Source organism: Kitasatospora sp. NPDC004531 (assembly GCF_053602195.1).
Genome location: NZ_JBSGDD010000113.1, coordinates 1 through 19,606, shown reverse-complemented (window position 1 = coordinate 19,606; position 19,606 = coordinate 1). Strand labels below are relative to the sequence as shown.

The window sequence follows — 19,606 nt, the reverse complement described above, 5'->3', positions numbered from 1 at the left end:
ACATCACCCCCTCAACACCAACACCCTCCCCCACCCCCCCCCCCTCCCTCCCGGGCCGCCCCCCCCGGGCGCCGCCCCCCCCCCCCCCGGGCCGGGGTCGGCGGACGGCGTCGGCGCACCGCCCTGGTGGATCGATCCGCTGACACGGACCCGGCCGCCACGAGACCATGGGAGCCCGGTCCGCTCCGTCACGATCGAAGCCGGACAGCGGGGGGAATCCCTGTCGAACGCCCTGCGAGGAGCCGTGCCCGTGTCCGACGCCACCCCGCCGCCCCGGCCGATCGGCGCGACCACCGAGGACGGCGATCCGCTCGCCCTCGCCCTGTTCGGGCTCACGGCGGTGAGCGGACTGATCGACGCCGTCAGCTACCTCGGGCTCGACCACGTCTTCGCCGCCAACATGACCGGCAACGTGGTCGTCATCGGCTTCGCGCTGGCCGGCGCGCCCGGGTTCTCCGTCCTCGGCTCGCTCGTCTCGCTCGCCGCGTTCCTGCTCGGCGCGGCCCTCGCCGGACGCCACACCACCGGCCGGCTGCGGCCCGCGCTGGTCGCCGAGACGGTGCTGCACCTCGTGGCGGCCGCCGTGGTCCTCGCGTTCGGCACCGGGGGCGCCCTCCAGTACGGCGTGATCGCGCTGCTCGCCGTCGCGATGGGCCTGCGCAACGCCACCGTCCGCAGCCTCGGCGTCCCGGACCTGACCACCACCGTCCTGACCATGACCCTCACCGGCCTCGCCGCCGACACCCGGCTGGCCCGCCGCCGCTCACCCCACCAGCGCCGACGCGTGCTCGCCGCCCTCACCATGATCGCCGGCACCGTTCCGGGCGCCGTCCTCGTCCTCCACGACCACCTCGCCTGGGCCCTGCTCCTCGCCGCCGCCGTCACCGCCGCGACGGCGGCCCTGTACCGCGACGCCAGCCGACCCGATCCGAGCTGACCTGACCTGACCTGACCTGACCCGATCCGACCTGACCCTGGCGCCTGGGCAGGACGCCGCCTGCGCACGGACGAGCCCCTCGGGCGCGCCGTCGGAACGGTCCGGCGGTCACACGCCTGCCGGGGCGACCGCGGGCCGGGCGGACGCCTCCGTCCGCCGGGCCCGGTTCCGGCCATCCTCTGGCCCGAATGGTCCACACCATTGACGCGCTCAAATCAAGTGAGCCAAGATCGTGGCCGCCCCGACCGACCCGCATCCGAGGAGTCCCGATGGCCGTCCGCCGCGCCGCCAAGGCCGTTTCCGTGCTCGCCCTCGGGGGCGCCCTGACGCTCGGGCTCGCCGGCACCGCCGCCGCCTCGCCGATCGCCGACCTGACCGGCATGGGCTGCCCGACCTCCTACACCAACTTCTACGGCAACGGCGGCTTCACCCAGACCCTGTCGTACACCTTCACCGCCGGCAACGGGTACCGCTACGGCCACTACAACGTGGTGTTCCACAACCAGTTCGGCGACACCGACGAGGGCTACCGCGAGTACCGCTGCTACTGAGCGTCAACGCGCGCCGCGACGGGCGACACCCGACGGGCGAACGGCACCGGCGGTCGACGAAATCGTCGGTGTCCGCACCGATGACCGATCCGTTGCGCATCTATCGCCGCGAACTCACCGCTATCCGAACGTTTCCGGCCGCTATGGACCGTTTCGCTCCGCTTCGTGAGCGACTCGAAAGAGTCCAGGAGGTGGCCCGGGCGAGCCTCCCGACAGGCCGGGGACGTAGTCTGCGGGCATGACAGACGCCGCGCACCTCACTCCCACGGAAGCCTTCGAGATGCTGCTGGCTGGCAACGGCAGGTTCGTCGCCGGTAGCCCCGACCACCCGAACCAGGACGCCGCCCGGCGTGCCCAGACCGCGCCGTCCCAGGCGCCCTTCGCAGTGCTGTTCGGGTGCTCCGACTCCCGACTCGCCGCCGAGATCATCTTCGACCAGGGCCTGGGCGACCTGTTCGTGGTCCGCACCGCCGGCCACGTGCTCGGCCCGGAGGTGCTCGGCAGCATCGAGTACGCCGTCAGCCTGCTGGGCACGCCGCTGGTCGTCGTCCTCGGCCACGACTCCTGCGGCGCCGTCGCCGCCACCCGCGAGGCGGTCGCCGCCGGCGCCACCGGCGAGGGCTTCGTCCGCGACGTGATCGAGCGGGTCACCCCGAGCGTGCTCGCCGCGAACGCCGCCGGGCACACCGACAACTCGCACTTCATCGACGAGCACATAAGGCACACCGTGGCGCTGCTCACCGAGCGCTCGCGCATCGTCTCCGACGCGATCGCCGCCGGGCGCTCCGCCGTCGTCGGCCTCTCCTACCGGCTGGTGGACGGCACCGCCCACCTGGTCACCACCCGCGGCCTCGACCTCCCGGCCCCCGCCGCCGCCTGACCCGCCCGGCCCCTCCCCCGCAGCCCCGGCCCACCCCGGCCGGGGCTGCGGCACGTCACCCCGGCCGCAGCACCGCGCCGAACTGCACCAGCGCGAGCAGCAGCAGCATCGTCCCTGCCTCGATCCACCGGTACTTCGAGCGGATGATCGCACTCGTCCCGATCAGCGAGGACAGCAGCGCCCGCCCCGGATCGCGGCCCGACGCCTCGAACTCCCCGCTCAGCCGGTCGACGCCGCCCGCCGCGACGATGTGCTCGAAGTACCCGGGCGCCCCGACCGCCCCGCGCCTCCCGCCCCGCCGACGCGGCACGATCGCGGCCACGAAGCACCCGACGGCCAACAGCGCACTCATCGCCGTCGTCCACCACAGCACCTGCGACCCGCCGCCCCGGCTCAGCGGCAGGAACGCCCCGAACGCCGCCCCCGTGAACCCCAGCAGCACGGCGGCCTTCGCATCGGCCCGGGTGATCTCGGCGCTGTTCGCCACCGTCAACCGCTCCATCGCCGCCACCGCCCGCGCACTGCGCCCCGCCGGCCCCGGCCGCACCCCCTCGCGCCGCCGCCGCAGCGCCGCCGTCGTACCCGCCCGACGCCGCACCACGACGCGCGTCACCGCGACGCGCGTCACCGCGCCGCCCCGTTCAGCCGGTCGCCCACCGGGTACCCGTTCGCCCCGCTCGCCGTCCGGTCCGACGCCGGGGGCGGCGGGCCCGGGACGCGGCGGCCGAGCCGGGACAGCCGGTCGCTCAGCATCAGGGACAGCTCGCGCTGCTCCTGCTCCGTCAACGTGCCGAGCATCCCGGCGAGTTCGTCCTGCCACCGGGTCTCGCCGCGAATCAGCTCCGCGTGGTTCACCGCCCAGTCCAGCACCTGGCTGACCTGCTCCGGGTGGCGCACCAGCCAGAGCGCGGCGAGCGAGACCGGACCTTCCTGGACGGCCTGCTTGCAGAACTCGTACTCCTCCCGGGTGTCCGTCCACGGGTACGGCGCCCCGGGCTCCACCGGTTCGCCGAGCCGCAGCTCCTCGGAGTCCTCGCGGCTGAACACGTCCGTGACCCGGTACACCAGCCCGTGGTCCGGCAGCCGGCGGGGCGCGCCCAGGTAGCGGAGCAGCACCTCGGCGGTGATCCGCTTCCCGACGTTGGCGTACTCGTTGCCGATCATGCTCAGGCAGCGCTCCAGCTCCTTGCGGACCGGATGCCAGCCGTACGCGGTCCCGCTGCGCACCACCTGCACCGGGTCGTCCGCCCACCACAGCACCCGCACGTCCGCCGACACGGTGCCGCGCCCGGTCGGCAGGCCGACGGAGCGGGTGCCGGTGCGCTGGTCGAGGCCGACGTGGAACGCCTGGTCGCAGTCGCGCAGGCGCGGCCGGGAGGACGGGGCCTTGACGAGCGTCGGACCGGACGGGTCCACGGCGGGCTGGGCCCCGGCCTGGTGGAAGCCGCCACTGCGGTCGCGCAGGACGAGCGCCCGGTTGCGCGGCGCCGACCAGCTGTGGCGCAGGACCTCCCACCACAGGGCGCGCGGGGCCCGGGCGTACAGCGGCGGGTCGTTATCGGTGGGCATCGGATCCTCCGTCCGGGGCTCCGGCCGACCAGTGGCCGGCACTCGGGGTGCCGCGACGCCAGTTCTCCAGGGCGTGGCGGGCGATGTGACGGCCGGCCAGGTCCTCGTCGCGCCGGTCGATCTCGACGAACAGGGCGAGGGTGCCGTACCGCATGTCCCGGGCGAGGGCGGCGAGCAGCGTCTCGACGGCGGCTCGGAGCCCGGGCTCCCAGGCGGCGGTGCGGCACCAGGCGAGGACAGCGCCGCTGATGTCGCCGAAGTAGCGTTTGTCGTCGAGCAATTGGCCGACCAGGCCGACGACAGTCGTGCTGTGCGCGTGGTCGATCAGCTGCTGCTGGAACCAGAACGCGTCGCGGAGCATCAGCCGGGGGAAGATCTCGGAGGCGAGTTCGGCGTGCCCGCCGGGCTCTCCCGCCCACACCGCGACGGCGCGGAACACCGCGTCCTGGCTGCCGCCCGCGAAGAGCCCGAGCAGTGCCCGGTGCACCTCGCCGGCCACCAGGCTCTCGCCGCCGTCCCGACCCCGGTAGCAGCGTCCCAGCAGGGCGAGCGCCACCTCTGGCCGGGCCAGGCCGAATTCGGTCCCGCAGGCCCGGGCGACAGTCCACCGGCGGTACTCGCCCGCTCGGTAACTCCAGCCCTCCAAGCGGTGTTTGACCTCGCTGGCGAGTACCGGCTCCTGGGCGGCGATGCCGAGCGCGTGCGCGGCGGCGCTCCGGCTGCGGGCCCGGTCGGAGCCGGCCAGCGTCTCGATGTGCCGCAGCGCCCGACGACCGCCGCCCCACCCCGCGACCAGGCCCATCACCCGGCCGACCGGCTCGGCCAAGTGTCCGTCGCGGGTGCTGTCCATCCATTCGGTGAGCAGCTCGGAGGACGCGCCGTACTGCTGCCACACGTGTCGCAGCACCGTCTCGCCCTGCCGGTGCCGGGTGAAGTACACCGGTTCCACGGTGTAGCTGTAGCCCGAGGCGGCGCGGATCTCCGGCGGGCGGCGCTCGGCACGGACCATCCGGAGCAGTTCGTCGAGCGGGCGGCGGAGCACGAACCTCGGGTTCGGCCGACCGTCGCACCCGGCGCTCCCGTCGTCGCCGGTCAGGACGGCGTCGAGCCGCCCGTCGGCGAGGGCGACCAGCCGGGCGGCCTCCTCCTGGACGATCCGGTGGTCGAGTCCTTCGAAGACACTGACGGCCAGCAGGAACGCCAGACCGTCGGGGTCGCCGCGCAGGCTGTCGAGCAGTTCCGGGACTTCGTCCTCGGCGAGGTAGCTGAGGCGCTCGCGGAGGACCTCGGGATCGGGGACGTCCTCCTCGTTCCGGGCCAACTCGTCGACGAGTTCGGCGACTTGGGCCGGCATGAGCCGGCTTGCCAGCAGCTCGTCGAGCACCTTCCGCCCGATCCGGTCTGCCAGCCGGCTGCGCCGCTGCTCGGACGGGACGGCAGCCGCAAGCCGGGCCTCGAACACGGCACGGGGCGCAGGCGGTACGCAGCGGACCGGTTCGACGTGCAGTTCGCGGACGAGGCGGCGCAGCATGGCGGGCTCGTTCGGCAGGACGATCACCATGCGGGCGTCGGCGCTCTTGAGCCTCTCCCGAAGGTTTGCCAACACCCCTGGGGCGAGCGGGCGTTGGGACAGCGGCCCGTTCACCAGGTAGCCGCGGGCCCCACTGCGGGCGGGTCGCCAGGCGGACAGGTCCACCCCGCTGTCCAGGGCGTGCAGGTCCAGGCGGTGGCCGCCGTGGCGGTACAGCAGGTTCAGCGCGGCGGTGCGCCGCCCGCTGCCGGGCTCGCCCGCCAGGAACAGGATCCGGCTGTCGAGCTCCGTCAACGCCCGCTCGAACCAGTCGGGTTGGGCGAATCCGAACCGGGCGTCGAGAATCTCCTCCGCGGCGATCGGCCCTTCGTGGGCCTCGACGCGGCGGCTCCCGCGGCCGCCGGCGGGGCCGTTGTTCTCGACCCGCTGGCCGCCGTGCACGGCGCCGGTGTTGATGTTGCCGTTCGGGGCGAAGATGACGAACGGCTTCCCGCCGCCGAATTGTTGCGCGATGCGGTCGTAGTCGTCGTAGTCCTCGTCGTCGCTGTCCTCGGGGCGCGGTTCCGGCTCCGGCTCTGCCGCCGGGGGAAGTTCCGGCCGGGAGCCTCCCCCGCCGTCCGGTGCGGTCTCGTCGGGCCCGGTCACCGGCGCTTCTCCCGCTTGTTGCCGCGCACGGTGTCGCCCTGGTTGCCGTGCACGGTGCCGGCCTTGTTGCCGCCGACGTAGTCGCCGGCGATGTCGAGGCGGTCGCCGCCGATCTTGTCGCCGTCGAAGCGGTCGCCGGCGATGCGGTCGCCGCCGTAGCTGTCGCGGCCGGTGTTGGTGACGCTCTGACCGCCGTGCACCGTACCGGAGTTGATGTTGCCCCGGTCGGCGCGCTGGGTGATGCGGGTCTGTACGCTCCGGGTGTCCGCCACGGGCTCCGCGCCGCCGCGCCCCGCTTCGTGCTCGTCGACGACGCGGTCGCCGAGGATGCGGCGGTCGTAGAGGTTGCCGGAGGGCATCGGGACGTACAGCCAGGCGCGCTGGTCGAAGCGCTTGCCCTCGACGGTGGCGGGGACTTCGACGAAGTGGTCGGGGTGGCGGCCGGTGTAGCCCGAGGCGACGGCGTCCTGGTAGCAGCGGTCGGAGAGGATCGCGGCGACGTGCGTGACGCTTTCGCTGGAGGCGGCGAGCATCGCCTTGACGGGGCGGGAGTCGAGCAGCCGGTGGGTGTCGTTGCGCGCGGTGCCGTTGCCGTCGTACTCGTCGCCGGTGTCGGGCAGCGGCCCGATGTGCAGACTGACCCGCAGGCGCATCGGGATCGCGCCCATCGAGTGCAGGTTGAACTCGCCCAGCAGGTCCTGCAGGGTGTGCAGCCAGGGGTGGATCAGGTACGGCATCCAGGCGGGGTCGAAGCCGAAGACGTAGCCGTCGCCGGTGGAGGCCGGGAAGCGCCGGTCGGCCCAGACGTGCGCCAGGCCCGAACGGTCGAACGAGCGCTCCAGCAGTTCGGGCACGGCCCGGCTGATCACCCCGTGCTCGATCGCCGGGTGCCCGGTGAAGTCCTTCGCGTCGACGGCGACCAGCCCGCGGTAGGGCGGCAGTTGACGGCTGCGGCTGTTCGGCAGCGCGCTGGCCGGGGGCAGCGGACTCGCCTGGTCGTACTGGTTCATGACGGCACCTCGGAGATCTTCTTGTGCGGACGAAGCGCCTCCAGCTTCCCGAGTTCGCGCCACCCGGTGTGCCCGCTCGGTGCGAAAGGAGCGTGACAGCCGTCACGCGAACGGGCGTTCGTCGATCAGCGGTCCGCGGCGGCGCAGCGCAGCGCGGGCAGGTCGGTGAGCCGGATCCGCTTCCTGGCGCTGTGCACGCCGAACGGGGCGAGGGCGCCGAGGCCGGTGCTGACGGTGTTCCGGGAGACCCCGAGGTGTTGGGCCAACTCCTCGCGGGTGAGCGCGAGTTCGACGGGCTCGCCGGACGGCGCGGCAGACATCTCGGCGAGGGCCAGCAGGGCGGCGGCGAGGCGGGGCAGTATGTCGCCGCCGGCCCGGGCGAGGTCGGACTCGCGCAGCCGGGCGAGGGCGTAGCGGACCAGGGTGGGGTACAGGTCCTGGTCGGCGACGAAGCGCAGGAACGCCGGCTTCGGCAGGACGGCGACGGTGCAGTCGGTGATGGTCAGCACGTTCGCCGACCGGGTGCCGCCGTCCAGGACGGCCACTTCGCCGAGCAGCTCGCCGGGCCCCCGGAACGCCAGCAGGGTGAGTTCGCCGCCGTGTTCGCGCCGGAGCACCTTGGCGACGCCGGTGAGCAGCGCCAGGACGTGCTGTCCGGTCTCGCCCTGGCGGAGCAGCGTGGAGCCGATGGGGTGGCGGCGCGCCGGCGCTCCGGCGAGCATCGTCGTCCAGGCGGGTTCGCCCATCAGTTGACGGAGCGTCCGGTTCGCGTGGTCGTGCGGGTGTTGCGCGGGGGCCTCGGTCACGGGACGACCTTATGGCTCGCCGGACGCCCCGGGTGGGCGGTCAGTCGAGGAGGTGGCGGGTGGTGGCGGCGGTGAGGGCGCGGAGGGTGGGGCCGTCGGCGGGTTGCTTGGTGAGGCGGAACTCGAACTCGGTGGTCCCGGTCCTGCGTTCGGCGCCGATCTCGACCTTGAGCTGGAACCAGGTCAGCGCGGCGGCCAGCACGGCGAGGCCGCCGAGCGGGGTGAGCAGGGACTGGCCGGCGGCGGTGCAGGTGGAGCAGTTCAGTGCCATCGGGTCCTCCGGTCTTCGGCAGGGCGGGCTCGGCGTTCGCGGCGCCCGCGTGTCCACTCGTCAACGCCGCCCGCGCCGCCTTTCATCCGACCACGCGGCGGTCAACCGGCTACGGGCGTCCCAGGGTTGAGAGGGCGGCCGCGTGCAGGGCGGCGATTCCGGTGCGCAGCGTGGCGCCGGCCTGGGGCCGGAAGGCGGGTGAGTGGTTGGCGGGCAGGGCGGCGAGTTTCCGGGCGGCGCCGTCGCCGGGGGCGGCGTTCCACTGGTCGGGGCCGACGGTGCCGAGCATCCAGTAGGCGGTGCGGATGCCGGGCACCCCGTGCAGGCTCTCCCCGGCGGGGCCGAACAGCGGGAAGTCCTCGGCGGCGAGCGCGGGCGGCCACTCGGCGACCCGGGCGGGGCCGAACAACTCCCGGTGGACGGTGCGCAGTTGGCCGGTGAGGTCCGGGTCGGGGGTGTTGACGCCGGAGCGGGAGAGTTCCTCGAACTCGGGCTCGCGGGGGCAGCCGGACGCGGCGGCCTCGCCCCGGACGATCCGTCGCACGGCCGCGCAGGCCCGCTCCAGCGAGTCCTCGGCGAAGCCCCGGACGGTGACCGTCAGCACCGCCCGGTCGGGGACGACGTGGCCCTGCCCGGCCGCCTCCAGGGAACCGACGGTGACCACCAACTGCTCGGCGGGCGCGGTCTCCTGGGCCACGATCGACTGGAGCCGCAGGACCACGGCGGCGGCCGCCACCACCGGGTCCAGCGCCAGGTGGGGCGCGCCGACGTGGCCGCCGCGGCCGTGGATCACCACCCGCAGGGTGCGGCTGCCGGCCGTCATCGGGCCCCGGCCGTGCGCGACCATCCCGGCGGGCAGCGGCGCGGTGTGCTGGGCGAGCACCACCGACGGCGGCTCGAAGCGCCGGTACAGGCCGTCGGCCAGCATCGCCCGCGCGCCCGACAGGGTCTCCTCGGCGGGCTGGCCGACCACCAGCACGGTGCCGCGCCAGTCCTCCCGGCGCGCGGCGAGGGCGGCGGCGGCTCCGGCGGCGCAGGCGAGGTGCACGTCGTGGCCGCAGGCGTGCATCACCGGCACCTCGCGGCCGTCGGGGGTGCGGCCGGTGGCGGTGCTGGCGTACGGCAGGCCGGTGCGTTCGGCGATCGGCAGCGCGTCGAGTTCGGCGCGCAGCAGCACCACCGGGCCGGGTCCGTTGCGCAGCACGCCCGCGACGCCGTGGCCGCCGAGGCCGGTCGTCACGTCGTATCCGGCCCCGGTCAGGTGGTCGGCGAGGCGGGCGGCGGTGCGCTGTTCGGCGCCGGAGAGTTCGGGGTGGCGGTGCAGGTCGAGGTAGAGCTCGACGGCCCTGGCGAGGCCGTCGGCGGAGGGGACGGTGACCATCGGGGCGGGCTCCTGGTGGATCGGCGGGCGTGTCAGTGACTTGTCAGTGGGGCACGCCCGGTCCTGCCAGCGGCTGCCCGTAGAACTGAGGTGTGCACGGCGGTGGTTCGCGAGAAGCTCCGCCGGCTCCTTCCGTCCCGGCCGGGCCGTTCGGCCCGGCCGCCCCCTGCACCGAAAGGAGAAATGCCATGGCCGACACCTCGCTCGCTTCGCTGGCCCAGGAGATCCTCAACCTCGAGTCGGAGACCTTCGAGATCAGCGACTACTCGGACACCTCCGAGGTCATGCTGGGCTCCTCGACCTCCTGCTCCAGCACCAGCACCTGCTCCAGCACCACCAGCACCACCTCCTGCTGCGCCTGAGCCTGCGCCGCGGTCGTCCGGTGGCCCTCCGCCCGCACGGGTGGGGGGCCGTCGGCCGTTCGCCAAAATCCGGAAGCGGGCGGCTACGGGAACGGATGCGGGACGAGCCGCAGTTCGTCCTCGGCGAGGTCGCTGTCGCGCAGCCCGCCGCGCCGCAGCGCGGTACGCAGGCGCGGCAGTCGCAGGGCGCGCTGGCGGGTCCAGCCGAAGTCGATGGGGAGCAGGCCGGGGACCAGCGTGCAGACCGTGTGCAGGCCCAGTCGGCGCTGTTCGGGCGAGGTCTGGTCGACCACGATGACGTCGTGGCCGGCCTCGGTGAACCGGTCGCGGCAGAACCGCAGGTCGTCGAGCAGGTCGGTGCCGCGCGGGCACGACTCGGCCCAGTCGGCGTACAGTTCGGCGGCGGGCCGGGCGGGTGCGGCGGGTTCCAGGTAGCTGCGGGCGTGCCGGGCCATCTGCGGCAGGCCGAACAGCGCGGCGTGGTCGGGCAGGCGGCGCACCAGGTCGAAGTCCTCGGCCATGGCGGCGAGTTCGGCGGGCCGTTCGCGGACCTGGCCGGGCAGGTGCGGGATGTAGGTGAGGATCTCGGAGACCGCGGATCCGATCGTCTCCTCGGGGTCGAATCCGGCGGCGGCGGCGAACGCGAGGGTGCCGGGGCCGCCGTCGCGGCGCACCGCGAGCGCGGTGACCACGGGCACGGCCAGGTCGATCCGGTTGTCGAAGGCGTGCACGTCGTAGCCGAGCAGCGCGGCCCGGTCGAGCATGGCGCGCAGCGCGGGGCCGGTGCCGGCGGCAAGGTCGATCTCGGGCAGCGGGGCGTTGCCGTACCAGCCGAGCAGGAAGGCGTCGCGTTCGATCAGTTCGAGCAGGCCGTGCAGGATCGCCTCCTCCAGGCAGCTGCCGGTGGCGCAGCCGTTGGAGCATTCGAAGACGAAGTTGTCGGCGGCGATGCCCGCACTGTAGTAGCAGAGCCGGGCGGGCACCAGGACCGGCCGGTCGTCGCGCAGGGACCAGCCCCGGACCCACGGGATCGGCCGGTCGGGGTCGAACGGGCCGAGCATCGGGTCGTCGCGGTAGGTGCGTTCGCTGTACAGGCCGCAGGCGCGCGGGTCGAGCGCGGCCGCCCCGAGGTTGTGGTAACTCTCGGTCAGCATCGGGGTGTTGGCGCGGCGGTGGGTGCCCGCGTAGCGTTCCAGTCCCTCCAGGAAGGCGAGCGAGCGGCTGGCCCGGAAGGAGTCGGCCTGGCCGCTCCAGGTGACGTCGCTGAGCCCGGCGTAGCCGCGCATGAAGACGGTGCCGGCGACCGGCGCGGTGGTCGGCGACACCACGTCCGACCAGGTGCCCGCGCCGAGGACGCCGCACACCGGGTTGGCGAGCGCGGCCTCGGGCAGCTGGTAGCCGTCGGCGGGGCGCAGCCGGCGGCGGTCGGGGGCGGGCTTGGTGCGGGAGGCCAGCGGCAGCACGGGCTGTTCGGGCTGTTCGGGCTGTTCGGGCTGCGCGGCGCTGTCGGCGGCGCAGGACGGGCACAGCGCCTCGGCGAGCAGCGGGACGGTCTGGACGCGCAGCGTCTCCAGGTCGAGCCGGGAGACCTGCGGCAGCCCGGGTGGAGCGGCGTCGACGGTGAGGCGGTGCAGCGCCCAGACGGCGTCCACGGCGTGGTCGGTCAGTGCGGGCAGGCCGGGGCCGGCCAGGGTGCTGCCCCGGCCGGTCTCCAGGGCGTCGCGTTCGGTGCGGCTGCGCAGGCGCTGCCAGCGCATCGCCAGGCAGGTGCCGCACGCGGGCGGGGAGGCGTCGCCGCCCCAGGGTCCGACCAGTACGGCCTGGGAGGTGAGGTGGACGGTGGCGGCGGCGCGCCGGCGGGCGGCGTCGGCCGGTTCGGGGCGCAGCAGGTCGGTGCCGCCGAGGACGGCGACGGCGGGCGCGGGGAGCCCGTCGGCGGCGGCGCGTTCGGCGAGGCGGCGTTCCGTCCGGTCCCTGGCGGCTTCGAACGCGGCTTCGGCGGGGGTGGTCATCTGGTGCCTCCGGGGAGACCCCGGCCGGGCGGGGCCGGGGTGCGGTCGGTCCGTCCGCTGGGCGGGTCGGCGTGCAGTGGAAGGGAGTTGACGGTGCGTCAGTTCCGGTTGCTCCAGCGGAAGGTCTTGGTGGCGATCAGCGCGAAGAGCAGGGTGAAGCCGGTGAGCGCGGCGCAGTCGAGCAGCGGCAGGGCGAGGCCGCCGCGGCCGCCGACGGCGTCGGTGACGCCCTCGTCGAAGTAGCGCAGCGGCAGGGCGCGGCTGAGCGCCTGGAGCCAGCCGGGCATCAGGTCGATCGGGTAGAACGCGCCGGAGAGGAACGCCATCGGCACCATCACGCAGTTGGCGATCGCGGCGACCGCCTCGGGGGTGTTGGCGAGCGTGCCGACGACCAGGCCGAGTGCGGCGAAGGCGGTGATGCCGAAGACCAGCACGGGCAGGGCGAGCGGCCAGGAGCCGGACAGCCGCAGGCCGAACGCGCCGAGCGCGACGGCGGTGAACAGCACGGCCTGCACCAGGCCGGTGCCGAGGGCCACCGCGTAGCGGGCGCCGAGCACGGTGGGCAGCGGGGTGGGGGTGCGCCAGATCAGCCGCAGCAAGTCGTCGCGGCGCCAGTGCATCAGGGTGAACGCGACGCCGAACAGGGCGGCGTTGCCGATGCCCCAGGACAGCACGCCGGGCGCGATGTAGTTGATGTAGGACAGGCCGCCGTCCACCTGCTGCCCCTGGAAGAGCATCCCGAAGACGATCAGGAACACCAGCGGGAACGCGAAGGTGAAGATCACCGAGGTGCGGTCGCGCAGGTAGGCGAGGCAGCTGGCCCTGGTCACTGCGGTGTAGGCGTTCACGGTCGGCGCTCCGTTGCGGTCGGGTCCTGGTGGGCGTTCACGGTCGGCGCTCCGCCGGCCTCGCGTGCCGGTGGGCGCTGCGCCGGCCTCGCGTGCCGGTGGGCGTTCACGGTCGGCGCTCCGCCGCGGTCAGTTCGAGGTACGCGTCCTCAAGGGTCGCCGTGCGGGTGGTGATCTCCTCCAGGCCGACCAGTTCGCCGAGGGCGAGCAGCACCTGGTTGGGGGTGTGGGTGGTGACGACCAGTTCGCCGCCCTCGATGCCGGCGCTCTCCACGCCGGGCAGCTCGCGGACGTCCTCGACGCCGAGCCGGTAGGCGGGGACGCGCAGCCGGGTGGGTGCGGCGAGCGACTTGATCAGGTGCCGGGGGGTGTCGACGGCGAGGACGGCGCCGCGGGCGACGATCGCCACCCGGTCGCACAGCGCCTCCGCCTCGTCCAGGTGGTGCGTCGTGTACACGATGGTGCGCCCGTCGCCCATGAGCCCGCGCAGCACCTCCCACAGGGAGCGCCGGGCCGCCGGGTCGAGGGCGGCGGTCGGCTCGTCCAGGAAGATCAGCTCGGGGTCGTGGATCAGCGCGGTGGCCAGGGCCAGGCGTTGGCGCTGGCCGCCGGAGAGCTGGTCGACGCGGCGGTCGGCGTGGTCGGCGAGGTCGACCAGGCCGAGGGCGCGCCCGGCGGCGGGCCGGTCGAGGCGGTAGAGCGCGGCGACGGTCTCCAGGTGTTCGCGGGCGGTGAGCCGGGTGAAGAACGCCGAGCTCTGGGTCTGGATGCCGAGGCGGCGCAGCAGCGCGGTGTTGCGCGGCCAGGGGCTTTCGCCGAACACCCGGACGGTGCCGGAGTCGGGGGTGCGCAGGCCCTCGACGATCTCCACCAGGGTGGTCTTGCCCGCGCCGTTGGGGCCGAGGATGCCGAAGAACTCGCCCCGCTCCACGGTCAGTGACACTCCGTCGAGTGCCTGGACGGCGCCGTAGCGCTTGCGGACGTCGTGCAACGCCACCGCCGCGTCGGGGCGGCTCCCAGCTGCGCCCATCAGTTCCCACTCCTTACCCGCATCGCGTCGACTTCCTTCACCACAAAGGGACTTGGGCTCATCACGACCCGCGCCCGTCCCGCAGCGCCCGCGTCCCCCGTCCCGCCGCCCACAGCACCAGCGCGGCCGCCACCGCCCCGCCGGGCAGCCAGCCGGCGGGCGGCCCGAACCAGGCCGCCAGCAGGGCGCTCGCGGCGGCCAGCAGCGCGGCGGAGAGTGCGGCGCAGCCGAGGGCGTAGCCGCCGTAGGCCAGCCGCAGCCGGGTCGGGTAGCGGCGCAGTTCGGCGCTGTCGCGGCGGATCGCGGCGCGGGCCGCGACGGCGGCGAACCTGCGGCTCTCGGTGGCCAGTTGGAGGGTGTCCAGGGCGTAGCCGAGCGCCTTGTAGCCGTCCAGCGGGGGCAGCGGCAGCAGGTTGCCGAGAGCGACGGCGGTGCCGAGCAGCAGCAGTGCGCCGAGGAACGGCCGGGCCTGCGCGTGGGCGGGCAGCAGCGCCCAGGCGGGGTAGAACGGCAGCAGGAACACCAGGTTGGCGATCGCGCCGGCCCCGGCGGTGGCGATCTGGTCGCGGCGGCGGGCGAAGAACCGGACGTCCTCGACCTCGCAGTACAGGTACGTCATCGGCAGCCGCCAGCGCAGCCCGATCTCGCCGATGTGTCCGCCGTGGGCGCGGCCGACCAGGCCGTGGGCGAGTTCGTGCAGGGCGAGACTGGTCCACAGCAGGGTGCCGACGGCGAACAGGGCGACGGGGTTCTCGGCGAGCCGCCGGGTCTCGTCGATCAGGGTGGGCAGCTGGACGGCGACGGCGACCAGCAGCGCCGCGACCAGGGCCAGCAGCGGCGCGAGGACGGCGCGGCGGCGGGCGAAGGCGGTGGCGGCGTGCAGGGCGTCGAGCAGCGCGGGCGCGTCGGCGACCAGCCGGGTGCGGCCGTTGAGGACGGTCGAGCGGGGCGGGTCGGCGGCCTGCGGCACCGGGACGGGGGCGTCGGCGAGCAGGCCGCGGGTGTACAGCAGTCCCATCATCTGCTGCCACTGCGGCTCGCCGAGCCGGGCCCGGAAGTACTCCGCGTACTGCGCGCCGACCTCGGCGAGGGTGCGGGTGCCGTCGAGCCGGGCGACGATGAAGTGCTCCTTCGGCCCGAGCTCCAACTGCCGCCCGCAGAGCGGGTCGTGGACGAGGTGGACGACGACGGCGCCGCGCCGCAGCGGCCGGGCGATCCGCAGGTCGGGGCGGATCCTCGGCCGCAGCTCCAGCAGCCCCCGGGCGCTCACCGCGCCACCGAGGGCTCGCGCAGCGCGCGGGCCAGGATGTACGACAGGAAGGCCTCGTCGCGGACGGTCACCGACAGCCGGTTGTTGGTCATGTGCGCGTACGGGAACAGCAGCATCGGCAGGGCCTGCGCGGGGTCGGTGACGGTCAGGTCGCGTTCGCCGTCCCAGGAGCGGAAGACCAGCTCGCCGCGGCGCGCCAACTCGGCGGCGCGGGCGCGCAGTTCGATGCAGTGCTCGGCCCAGCCGCGGAGCACGGCCGGCAGCCGGTCGGTGGCCCGGTCGGCGATCGCGGCGCGGATCGCCCGGAACCGGGCGGGCAGGGTGTCGCCCATGGTGGCGTAGGCGCGGTCGTAGCCCTGCTGCGCGGTGTAGTTGGTGCCGTCGAAGGCGTGGTTCCAGAACGCGTGGTAGCGGTCGAGGAAGTGCAGCAGGTCGTCGTCCTCGGGCAGGAAGCATGCCGTCATGGTCATCATCAGCTGGGTCGCCAGGCCCAGCACCACGGTGCGCAGGTGCAGGTTCATGGTGCGGGTGGTTTCGATCACCAGGTCGCTGGAGTGCTGGAAGTGCCACTCGGCGAGGTCGATGCCGGCCGCTCCGCCGTACTTGCCGTACTCGGGCTCGTACGCCTCGCGGCTGAAGGTGTTGTTCTCCCGCAGCCTCATCCGCCCGTCCGGGCCGACCAGTCGGGTGCGCTCGTCGGGGGTGAACTCCAGCTCGAACATGGTGTTGTACAGCTCCGCGAAGAAGCTGTCCTCGACCTGGTACAGCGCGGGGCGGCGGCGCAGGAAGTCGGCGACGGCGGCCTCGGCGCGTGCGCGGACCTGCTCGGCCGCCTCGGGGCGGGCGGGCCGCAGCCGCAGCCGCAGGTGCGGGCCCTCCACCCAGTAGTTGATGAAGAAGTACCCGGCGAGCAGGCCCTGTTCGGTCAGCTCGGTGACCAGCGGGCGTACGCACTGCAGCAGCAGCGGGCCCGGGCTGGCCGCGTAGAAGACGTGCAGGGCGAGCCAGTCGCCCGGGGTGTGCCGGGTGGTCGGCAGGTCAGTCATGGTTCGGCTCTCCTCGCCGCGGCTCGATCGCACGGCCGTTCTTCCGGGGCCCGTCGTGCTGCCCCAACGGCAGGACTTCCAGGGCCAGTTCGGCGACGTGCCGCCCGCGCGAGGAGCGCACGTGCAGCGCGTCCTCGGCGGGCAGCATCTCCTCCAGCACCAGCCGTCCGACGCCGCCGGACAGCAGGCCCTCCAGCGCCAGCACGGACAGCGGACTCGCGAAGTCCAGGTACTGGGGTTTGGCGGCCCCGAGGGGGACGCCGGGCCCCTCGGGGTACGCCCGGGCGAACACCCGCAGCGGCAGCCCGTGCCGGCGACGCCAGCGCTGCCACTCCAGGTATCGCTCCGACTCGGTGACTCCCTGCGGGAGTTGGGGAAGCGCCGCGGCGGTGGCGGTCCAGCTGCGGCGGTGCAGCACCAGGCTGCCGTAGCGGACCCGGGGGCGGCGGGCGACGCCTTCGCGCGCCGGGGCGGCGGGCACGCCGCGCCACAGCTCGGGCGTCACCCGCGAGGTCGGCGAGAACAGCAGCAGGCTGCGCGGGATCTCGGGCAGCACCATCGGCACCAGGTAGCCGAGGTAGACCGGGACGACCTCGACGCCCAGCCGGCGCGAGCGCAGCACCAGCCGGTCGGCGTCCGCGTCGTGCTCGACGTACAGGTCGTCCAGGTGGATCCGGGCGTCCTCGGGGGCGGTGCTGCTCTCGCCCGGGCACACCAACTCGTAGTCGGTGAGCCGCCCGTGGAGGTTCAGGTTGGTCGTCGCCGCACCGGCGGTGACCTCGGCGAGCACCGCGCCCCCGGGCGCCGCCGCGCGCAGCGTCCCGCGCAGCGCGGCCGACAGGTCCGCGGTGCGCGCCGGGTCGTCGAAGCAGTGCGTGAACCGGGTGAACGGGAAGCACACGCCGCCGTAGGAGTGGTTGAGCACCACCAGCGGCTCGCCGTCCCGCACGGACAGCTGGACGAAGTGGCTGTGCGGCGCGAACCGGCCCGCCGGGGTGCCGAGTCGGCTGGCCACGGCGGCGAGGTCCTCGTCGGAGAGCGTCAACTCCTCCGCTCCGTCGCCCAGTTGCTCGGCGTGCTCGCGCATCCGGCGGGCCAGTTCGGCGCGGGCCGCGTCGAGCGCGGTGATCTCCGGCCGGCCGAGCCAGTTCTCCTCCGCCGGGTAGCCGCCGTGCTCGGCCTCGCCCGGCCTGGCCGCGGTGAACTGCAGGTACTGGTGGAAGATGTCCTCGTGGAAGTCGTGCACCAGTTGCAGCAGGTCGTCGGCGCGCCCGCCGTGGCCGTGCCGGGCCAGGAAGAAGCCCTTCAGGGTGAGCCGTTGGGCCAGGCCCAGGTCGAACACCGGCAGGATGCGGGCGAGTTCGGCCAGCGGCGCGGCCGCCAGCTCGGCCCACAGCCGCGCGTCGGCCGTCACCTCCCCGGCGTCCACGTCCTCGTACACCAGGGTCTGCGGGACGGCCGCCCGCTCGTCCCCCAACTCGCGTTGGATGTCGGCGAGTTCGGAGCGGACGGTGGCCAGCAGCGCCCGCCGGGCCGGCCCGTCGGCGGCCGGCCAGCGCTCCAGCGCGGCGATCGGCCCGCCCAGCCGGTCGGCGACCGCCGTCGCCCACGGCCGTTCCAGCGAGCGCAGCGCCCGCCGGAACGCGCGCACCGGGTCGTCGCTGTGCACATCCGTTGCCAGCAGCGGCAGTTGGAGGACGCCGACGTCCAGCAGCGCGGCCAGGTAGCGCTGCGCGTCGTCCGCGTCGCCGTCCGGGCCGAGCCGGGCGGCGAGCTCCGCCGCCAGCTCGCCGAACCGGATCCGCGGCCGGGTGCGGAACAGCTCCAGCAGGCGTTCCAGCACGCCGCTCAGGCGCAGGAAGAACAGCCGGTCGCGGACGGCGTCGAAGCTCACCGTCGCGCCCGTGTCGCCGGCCGTCACCGAGCGCCGCACGTAGCGGACCCGGTCCTCGGTCAGCTCCATCCCGGAGGCGGGGGCCACCGGCAGGTCGGCGCGGCGCCGCGGGTCGGCGGCGATCAGCTCGGCAAGGCGGGCCAGCGCCACCACGTTCAGCCGGGGGTGGCTGCCGCGCCCCTCGCCGAGCAGCACCTGCGCCCCGCCGTCGCCCGCCCCGCCGTCGCCCGCTTCGAAGACCCCGGCGGCGACGGGCGTGAAGGTGCTGAACGGGCTGGTCTTGCAGGCCGTCCGGTACAGGTACGACAGCAGCGAGCGCTCCATCCTGCGGGTGCGCTTGTCGGGGACGGCGTCGGGCGCGCCAATGCCGTCCAGCCGGGCCTCCAGCGACGGCGAGGCCAGCAGCAGGCCGAGCCGCAGCTCGTCCTGGTCGGCCAGGCGGCGCAACTCGGCGCGGGTGCGGACGAGTTCGCGCTCGAAGGCGGGCCCGCCGGCCTCCCGGAGCTCGGTCAGGCGCTGTCGGGCGGGCAGCCACCGGGCGAGCAGCTCGGCGGTGGCGGCGTCGAACCGGCGGACCAGGTCGAGCGCCTCGGCGGGCCGGGCGGGCAGCCGGTTGTTGAACACGCGGCGCCGCACGTCCAGCAGCCGGCGCCGGTCGTCGGCGTCCGGCGCGGCCTTGACGAGCGCCGACAGCGGGTCGCTGAGCCGGGCGCCGAGGTCGGCCAGGCGCTCCTCCTCGGCGAGCAACTCCTCGGCCCAGTCGAGGACTTCGTCCGAGCGCAGGCCGTGCACGGCCTCCACGGGCAGGCCGCCCGCGCGCAGCATGAAGCGGGGGCCGAGGCCGAGCGGGCGCTCGTCGGGCCGGTCCTGCCGCCCGGGGTCCGCGGCGGTCACTGTGGTGGTCAACGTTCCTCCGCCGGTCAGGCGATCGCGTGGTCGAAGTCGGCCGGGCTGCGGTGCTCCAGGCCGATCATCATGATCAGCAGCGGCAGTTCCTCGCCGTCCGCCAGGCCCAGGTGCTCGGTGTAGGAGACGGAGTCGAAGCCGAGCGCCACCCCGCAGGCCAGTCCGGCCGCCGGGGCGACGGTGTACAGGGCCTGCGAGCTCGCGCCAACGGCGGCGTTCACCAGCCGCAGCGCCCGGTCGCCGAGGGCGTCCAGCACGGCGGGGGTGGGGGCGCTGACCAGGATCACCGCGCCGGCCTGCTCCAGGTTGTAGTTGTCCAGGAAGTAGTTCCGCTGCAGGAACCCGCCCTGCCCGCCCGCCTTCACCGGCCGCAGCGTGCGCCCGACCGGCTGGTACGCGTACGCGCCGGCCGGCACGCCCGCGACGTGGTTGACGAACACGTGCAGGCGCGTCAACGAGCCCGTGGCGGGCCCCTCTTGGCAGCCCGGCAGCCGGCCGGCCGACGCGGCCGCGGCGAGCGCCGTGGACAGCTGCTCGGCGGACGTCGGCGGGTTGCCGGTGAACCGGCCGAAGCTGCTGCGCCGGGAGCGCAGCGCCTCCCGCACGCCCATCGCCGCCGCCGCCGGCGCGGAGGCGAGGTCGAGCACGCTCACAGAA

18 protein-coding genes are annotated in these 19,606 nt (G+C 74.6%); 4 read left to right on the top strand and 14 right to left on the bottom strand.

What is annotated here, in order from left to right; genetic code table 11:
- Positions 1–250 precede the first annotated feature (250 nt).
- The 3 genes from ACWEMJ_RS30350 (at position 251) to ACWEMJ_RS30340 (ending at position 2,368) form a co-directional block, all read left to right on the top strand.
- Positions 251–937, top strand: coding sequence for a YoaK family protein (locus ACWEMJ_RS30350; RefSeq protein WP_452140331.1), 687 nt, complete (start codon positions 251–253; stop codon positions 935–937).
- Between the two features lie 269 nt (positions 938–1,206).
- Positions 1,207–1,488, top strand: coding sequence for a hypothetical protein (locus ACWEMJ_RS30345; RefSeq protein ID WP_452140330.1), 282 nt, complete (start codon positions 1,207–1,209; stop codon positions 1,486–1,488).
- 238 nt (positions 1,489–1,726) lie between these two features.
- The gene (locus ACWEMJ_RS30340; protein WP_452140329.1) at positions 1,727–2,368 is read left to right on the top strand and encodes a carbonic anhydrase; all 642 of its coding nucleotides are present in this window, start codon (positions 1,727–1,729) and stop codon (positions 2,366–2,368) included.
- 55 nt (positions 2,369–2,423) lie between these two features.
- Here ACWEMJ_RS30340 and ACWEMJ_RS30335 read toward each other — a convergent pair whose 3' ends face one another.
- From ACWEMJ_RS30335 to ACWEMJ_RS30305, 7 genes are all read right to left on the bottom strand, one after another.
- Positions 2,424–2,996, bottom strand: a complete 573-nt coding sequence (locus ACWEMJ_RS30335) for a Pycsar system effector family protein (protein WP_452140328.1) — start codon at positions 2,994–2,996, stop codon at positions 2,424–2,426.
- Positions 2,993–3,937, bottom strand: coding sequence for a hypothetical protein (locus tag ACWEMJ_RS30330; protein WP_452140327.1), 945 nt, complete (start codon positions 3,935–3,937; stop codon positions 2,993–2,995). The genes ACWEMJ_RS30335 and ACWEMJ_RS30330 overlap by 4 nt, the downstream gene beginning before the upstream one ends.
- On the bottom strand, positions 3,924–6,113 hold the full coding sequence (locus tag ACWEMJ_RS30325; RefSeq protein ID WP_452140326.1) for a hypothetical protein: 2,190 nt from the start codon (positions 6,111–6,113) through the stop codon (positions 3,924–3,926). Before ACWEMJ_RS30325 ends, ACWEMJ_RS30330 begins: the two co-directional genes overlap by 14 nt.
- Positions 6,110–7,123, bottom strand: a complete 1,014-nt coding sequence (locus tag ACWEMJ_RS30320; RefSeq protein ID WP_452140325.1) for a hypothetical protein — start codon at positions 7,121–7,123, stop codon at positions 6,110–6,112. Before ACWEMJ_RS30320 ends, ACWEMJ_RS30325 begins: the two co-directional genes overlap by 4 nt.
- Positions 7,124–7,248: 125 nt before the next feature.
- Entirely contained in the window at positions 7,249–7,929 is a 681-nt protein-coding gene (locus ACWEMJ_RS30315) for a Crp/Fnr family transcriptional regulator (RefSeq protein ID WP_452140324.1), read from the bottom strand.
- A 40-nt stretch (positions 7,930–7,969) separates the two neighbouring features.
- The gene (locus tag ACWEMJ_RS30310) at positions 7,970–8,200 is read right to left on the bottom strand and encodes a hypothetical protein (RefSeq protein WP_452140323.1); all 231 of its coding nucleotides are present in this window, start codon (positions 8,198–8,200) and stop codon (positions 7,970–7,972) included.
- 109 nt (positions 8,201–8,309) lie between these two features.
- The gene (locus tag ACWEMJ_RS30305) at positions 8,310–9,581 is read right to left on the bottom strand and encodes an amidohydrolase (RefSeq protein WP_452140322.1); all 1,272 of its coding nucleotides are present in this window, start codon (positions 9,579–9,581) and stop codon (positions 8,310–8,312) included.
- Between the two features lie 188 nt (positions 9,582–9,769).
- Here ACWEMJ_RS30305 and ACWEMJ_RS30300 point away from each other — a divergent pair, with 188 nt between their 5' ends.
- Positions 9,770–9,943, top strand: a complete 174-nt coding sequence (locus ACWEMJ_RS30300; protein ID WP_452140321.1) for a thiazolylpeptide-type bacteriocin — start codon at positions 9,770–9,772, stop codon at positions 9,941–9,943.
- Positions 9,944–10,026: 83 nt separating this feature from the next.
- Here ACWEMJ_RS30300 and ACWEMJ_RS30295 read toward each other — a convergent pair whose 3' ends face one another.
- The 7 genes from ACWEMJ_RS30295 to ACWEMJ_RS30265 all read right to left on the bottom strand — a co-directional run.
- Positions 10,027–11,955 (bottom strand): TOMM precursor leader peptide-binding protein, encoded by a 1,929-nt coding sequence (locus ACWEMJ_RS30295; protein WP_452140320.1) that lies wholly within the window; start codon positions 11,953–11,955, stop codon positions 10,027–10,029.
- Between the two features lie 98 nt (positions 11,956–12,053).
- The gene (locus tag ACWEMJ_RS30290; RefSeq protein ID WP_452140319.1) at positions 12,054–12,803 is read right to left on the bottom strand and encodes an ABC transporter permease; all 750 of its coding nucleotides are present in this window, start codon (positions 12,801–12,803) and stop codon (positions 12,054–12,056) included.
- Positions 12,804–12,909: 106 nt separating this feature from the next.
- Positions 12,910–13,833 carry an ABC transporter ATP-binding protein gene (locus tag ACWEMJ_RS30285; protein ID WP_452140318.1) on the bottom strand — a complete coding sequence of 308 codons (924 nt, stop codon included), beginning with the start codon at positions 13,831–13,833 and terminating at the stop codon, positions 12,910–12,912.
- A 61-nt stretch (positions 13,834–13,894) separates the two neighbouring features.
- Positions 13,895–15,103, bottom strand: a complete 1,209-nt coding sequence (locus tag ACWEMJ_RS30280) for a peptidase M50 (RefSeq protein ID WP_452140317.1) — start codon at positions 15,101–15,103, stop codon at positions 13,895–13,897.
- On the bottom strand, positions 15,100–16,149 hold the full coding sequence (locus ACWEMJ_RS30275; RefSeq protein ID WP_452140316.1) for a lantibiotic dehydratase C-terminal domain-containing protein: 1,050 nt from the start codon (positions 16,147–16,149) through the stop codon (positions 15,100–15,102). The genes ACWEMJ_RS30280 and ACWEMJ_RS30275 overlap by 4 nt, the downstream gene beginning before the upstream one ends.
- Positions 16,142–18,868 (bottom strand): lantibiotic dehydratase, encoded by a 2,727-nt coding sequence (locus ACWEMJ_RS30270; RefSeq protein WP_452140332.1) that lies wholly within the window; start codon positions 18,866–18,868, stop codon positions 16,142–16,144. Before ACWEMJ_RS30270 ends, ACWEMJ_RS30275 begins: the two co-directional genes overlap by 8 nt.
- Positions 18,869–18,963: 95 nt before the next feature.
- A partial coding sequence (locus tag ACWEMJ_RS30265; protein ID WP_452140315.1) for a nitroreductase family protein occupies positions 18,964–19,606 on the bottom strand: 643 nt, incomplete at its 5' end.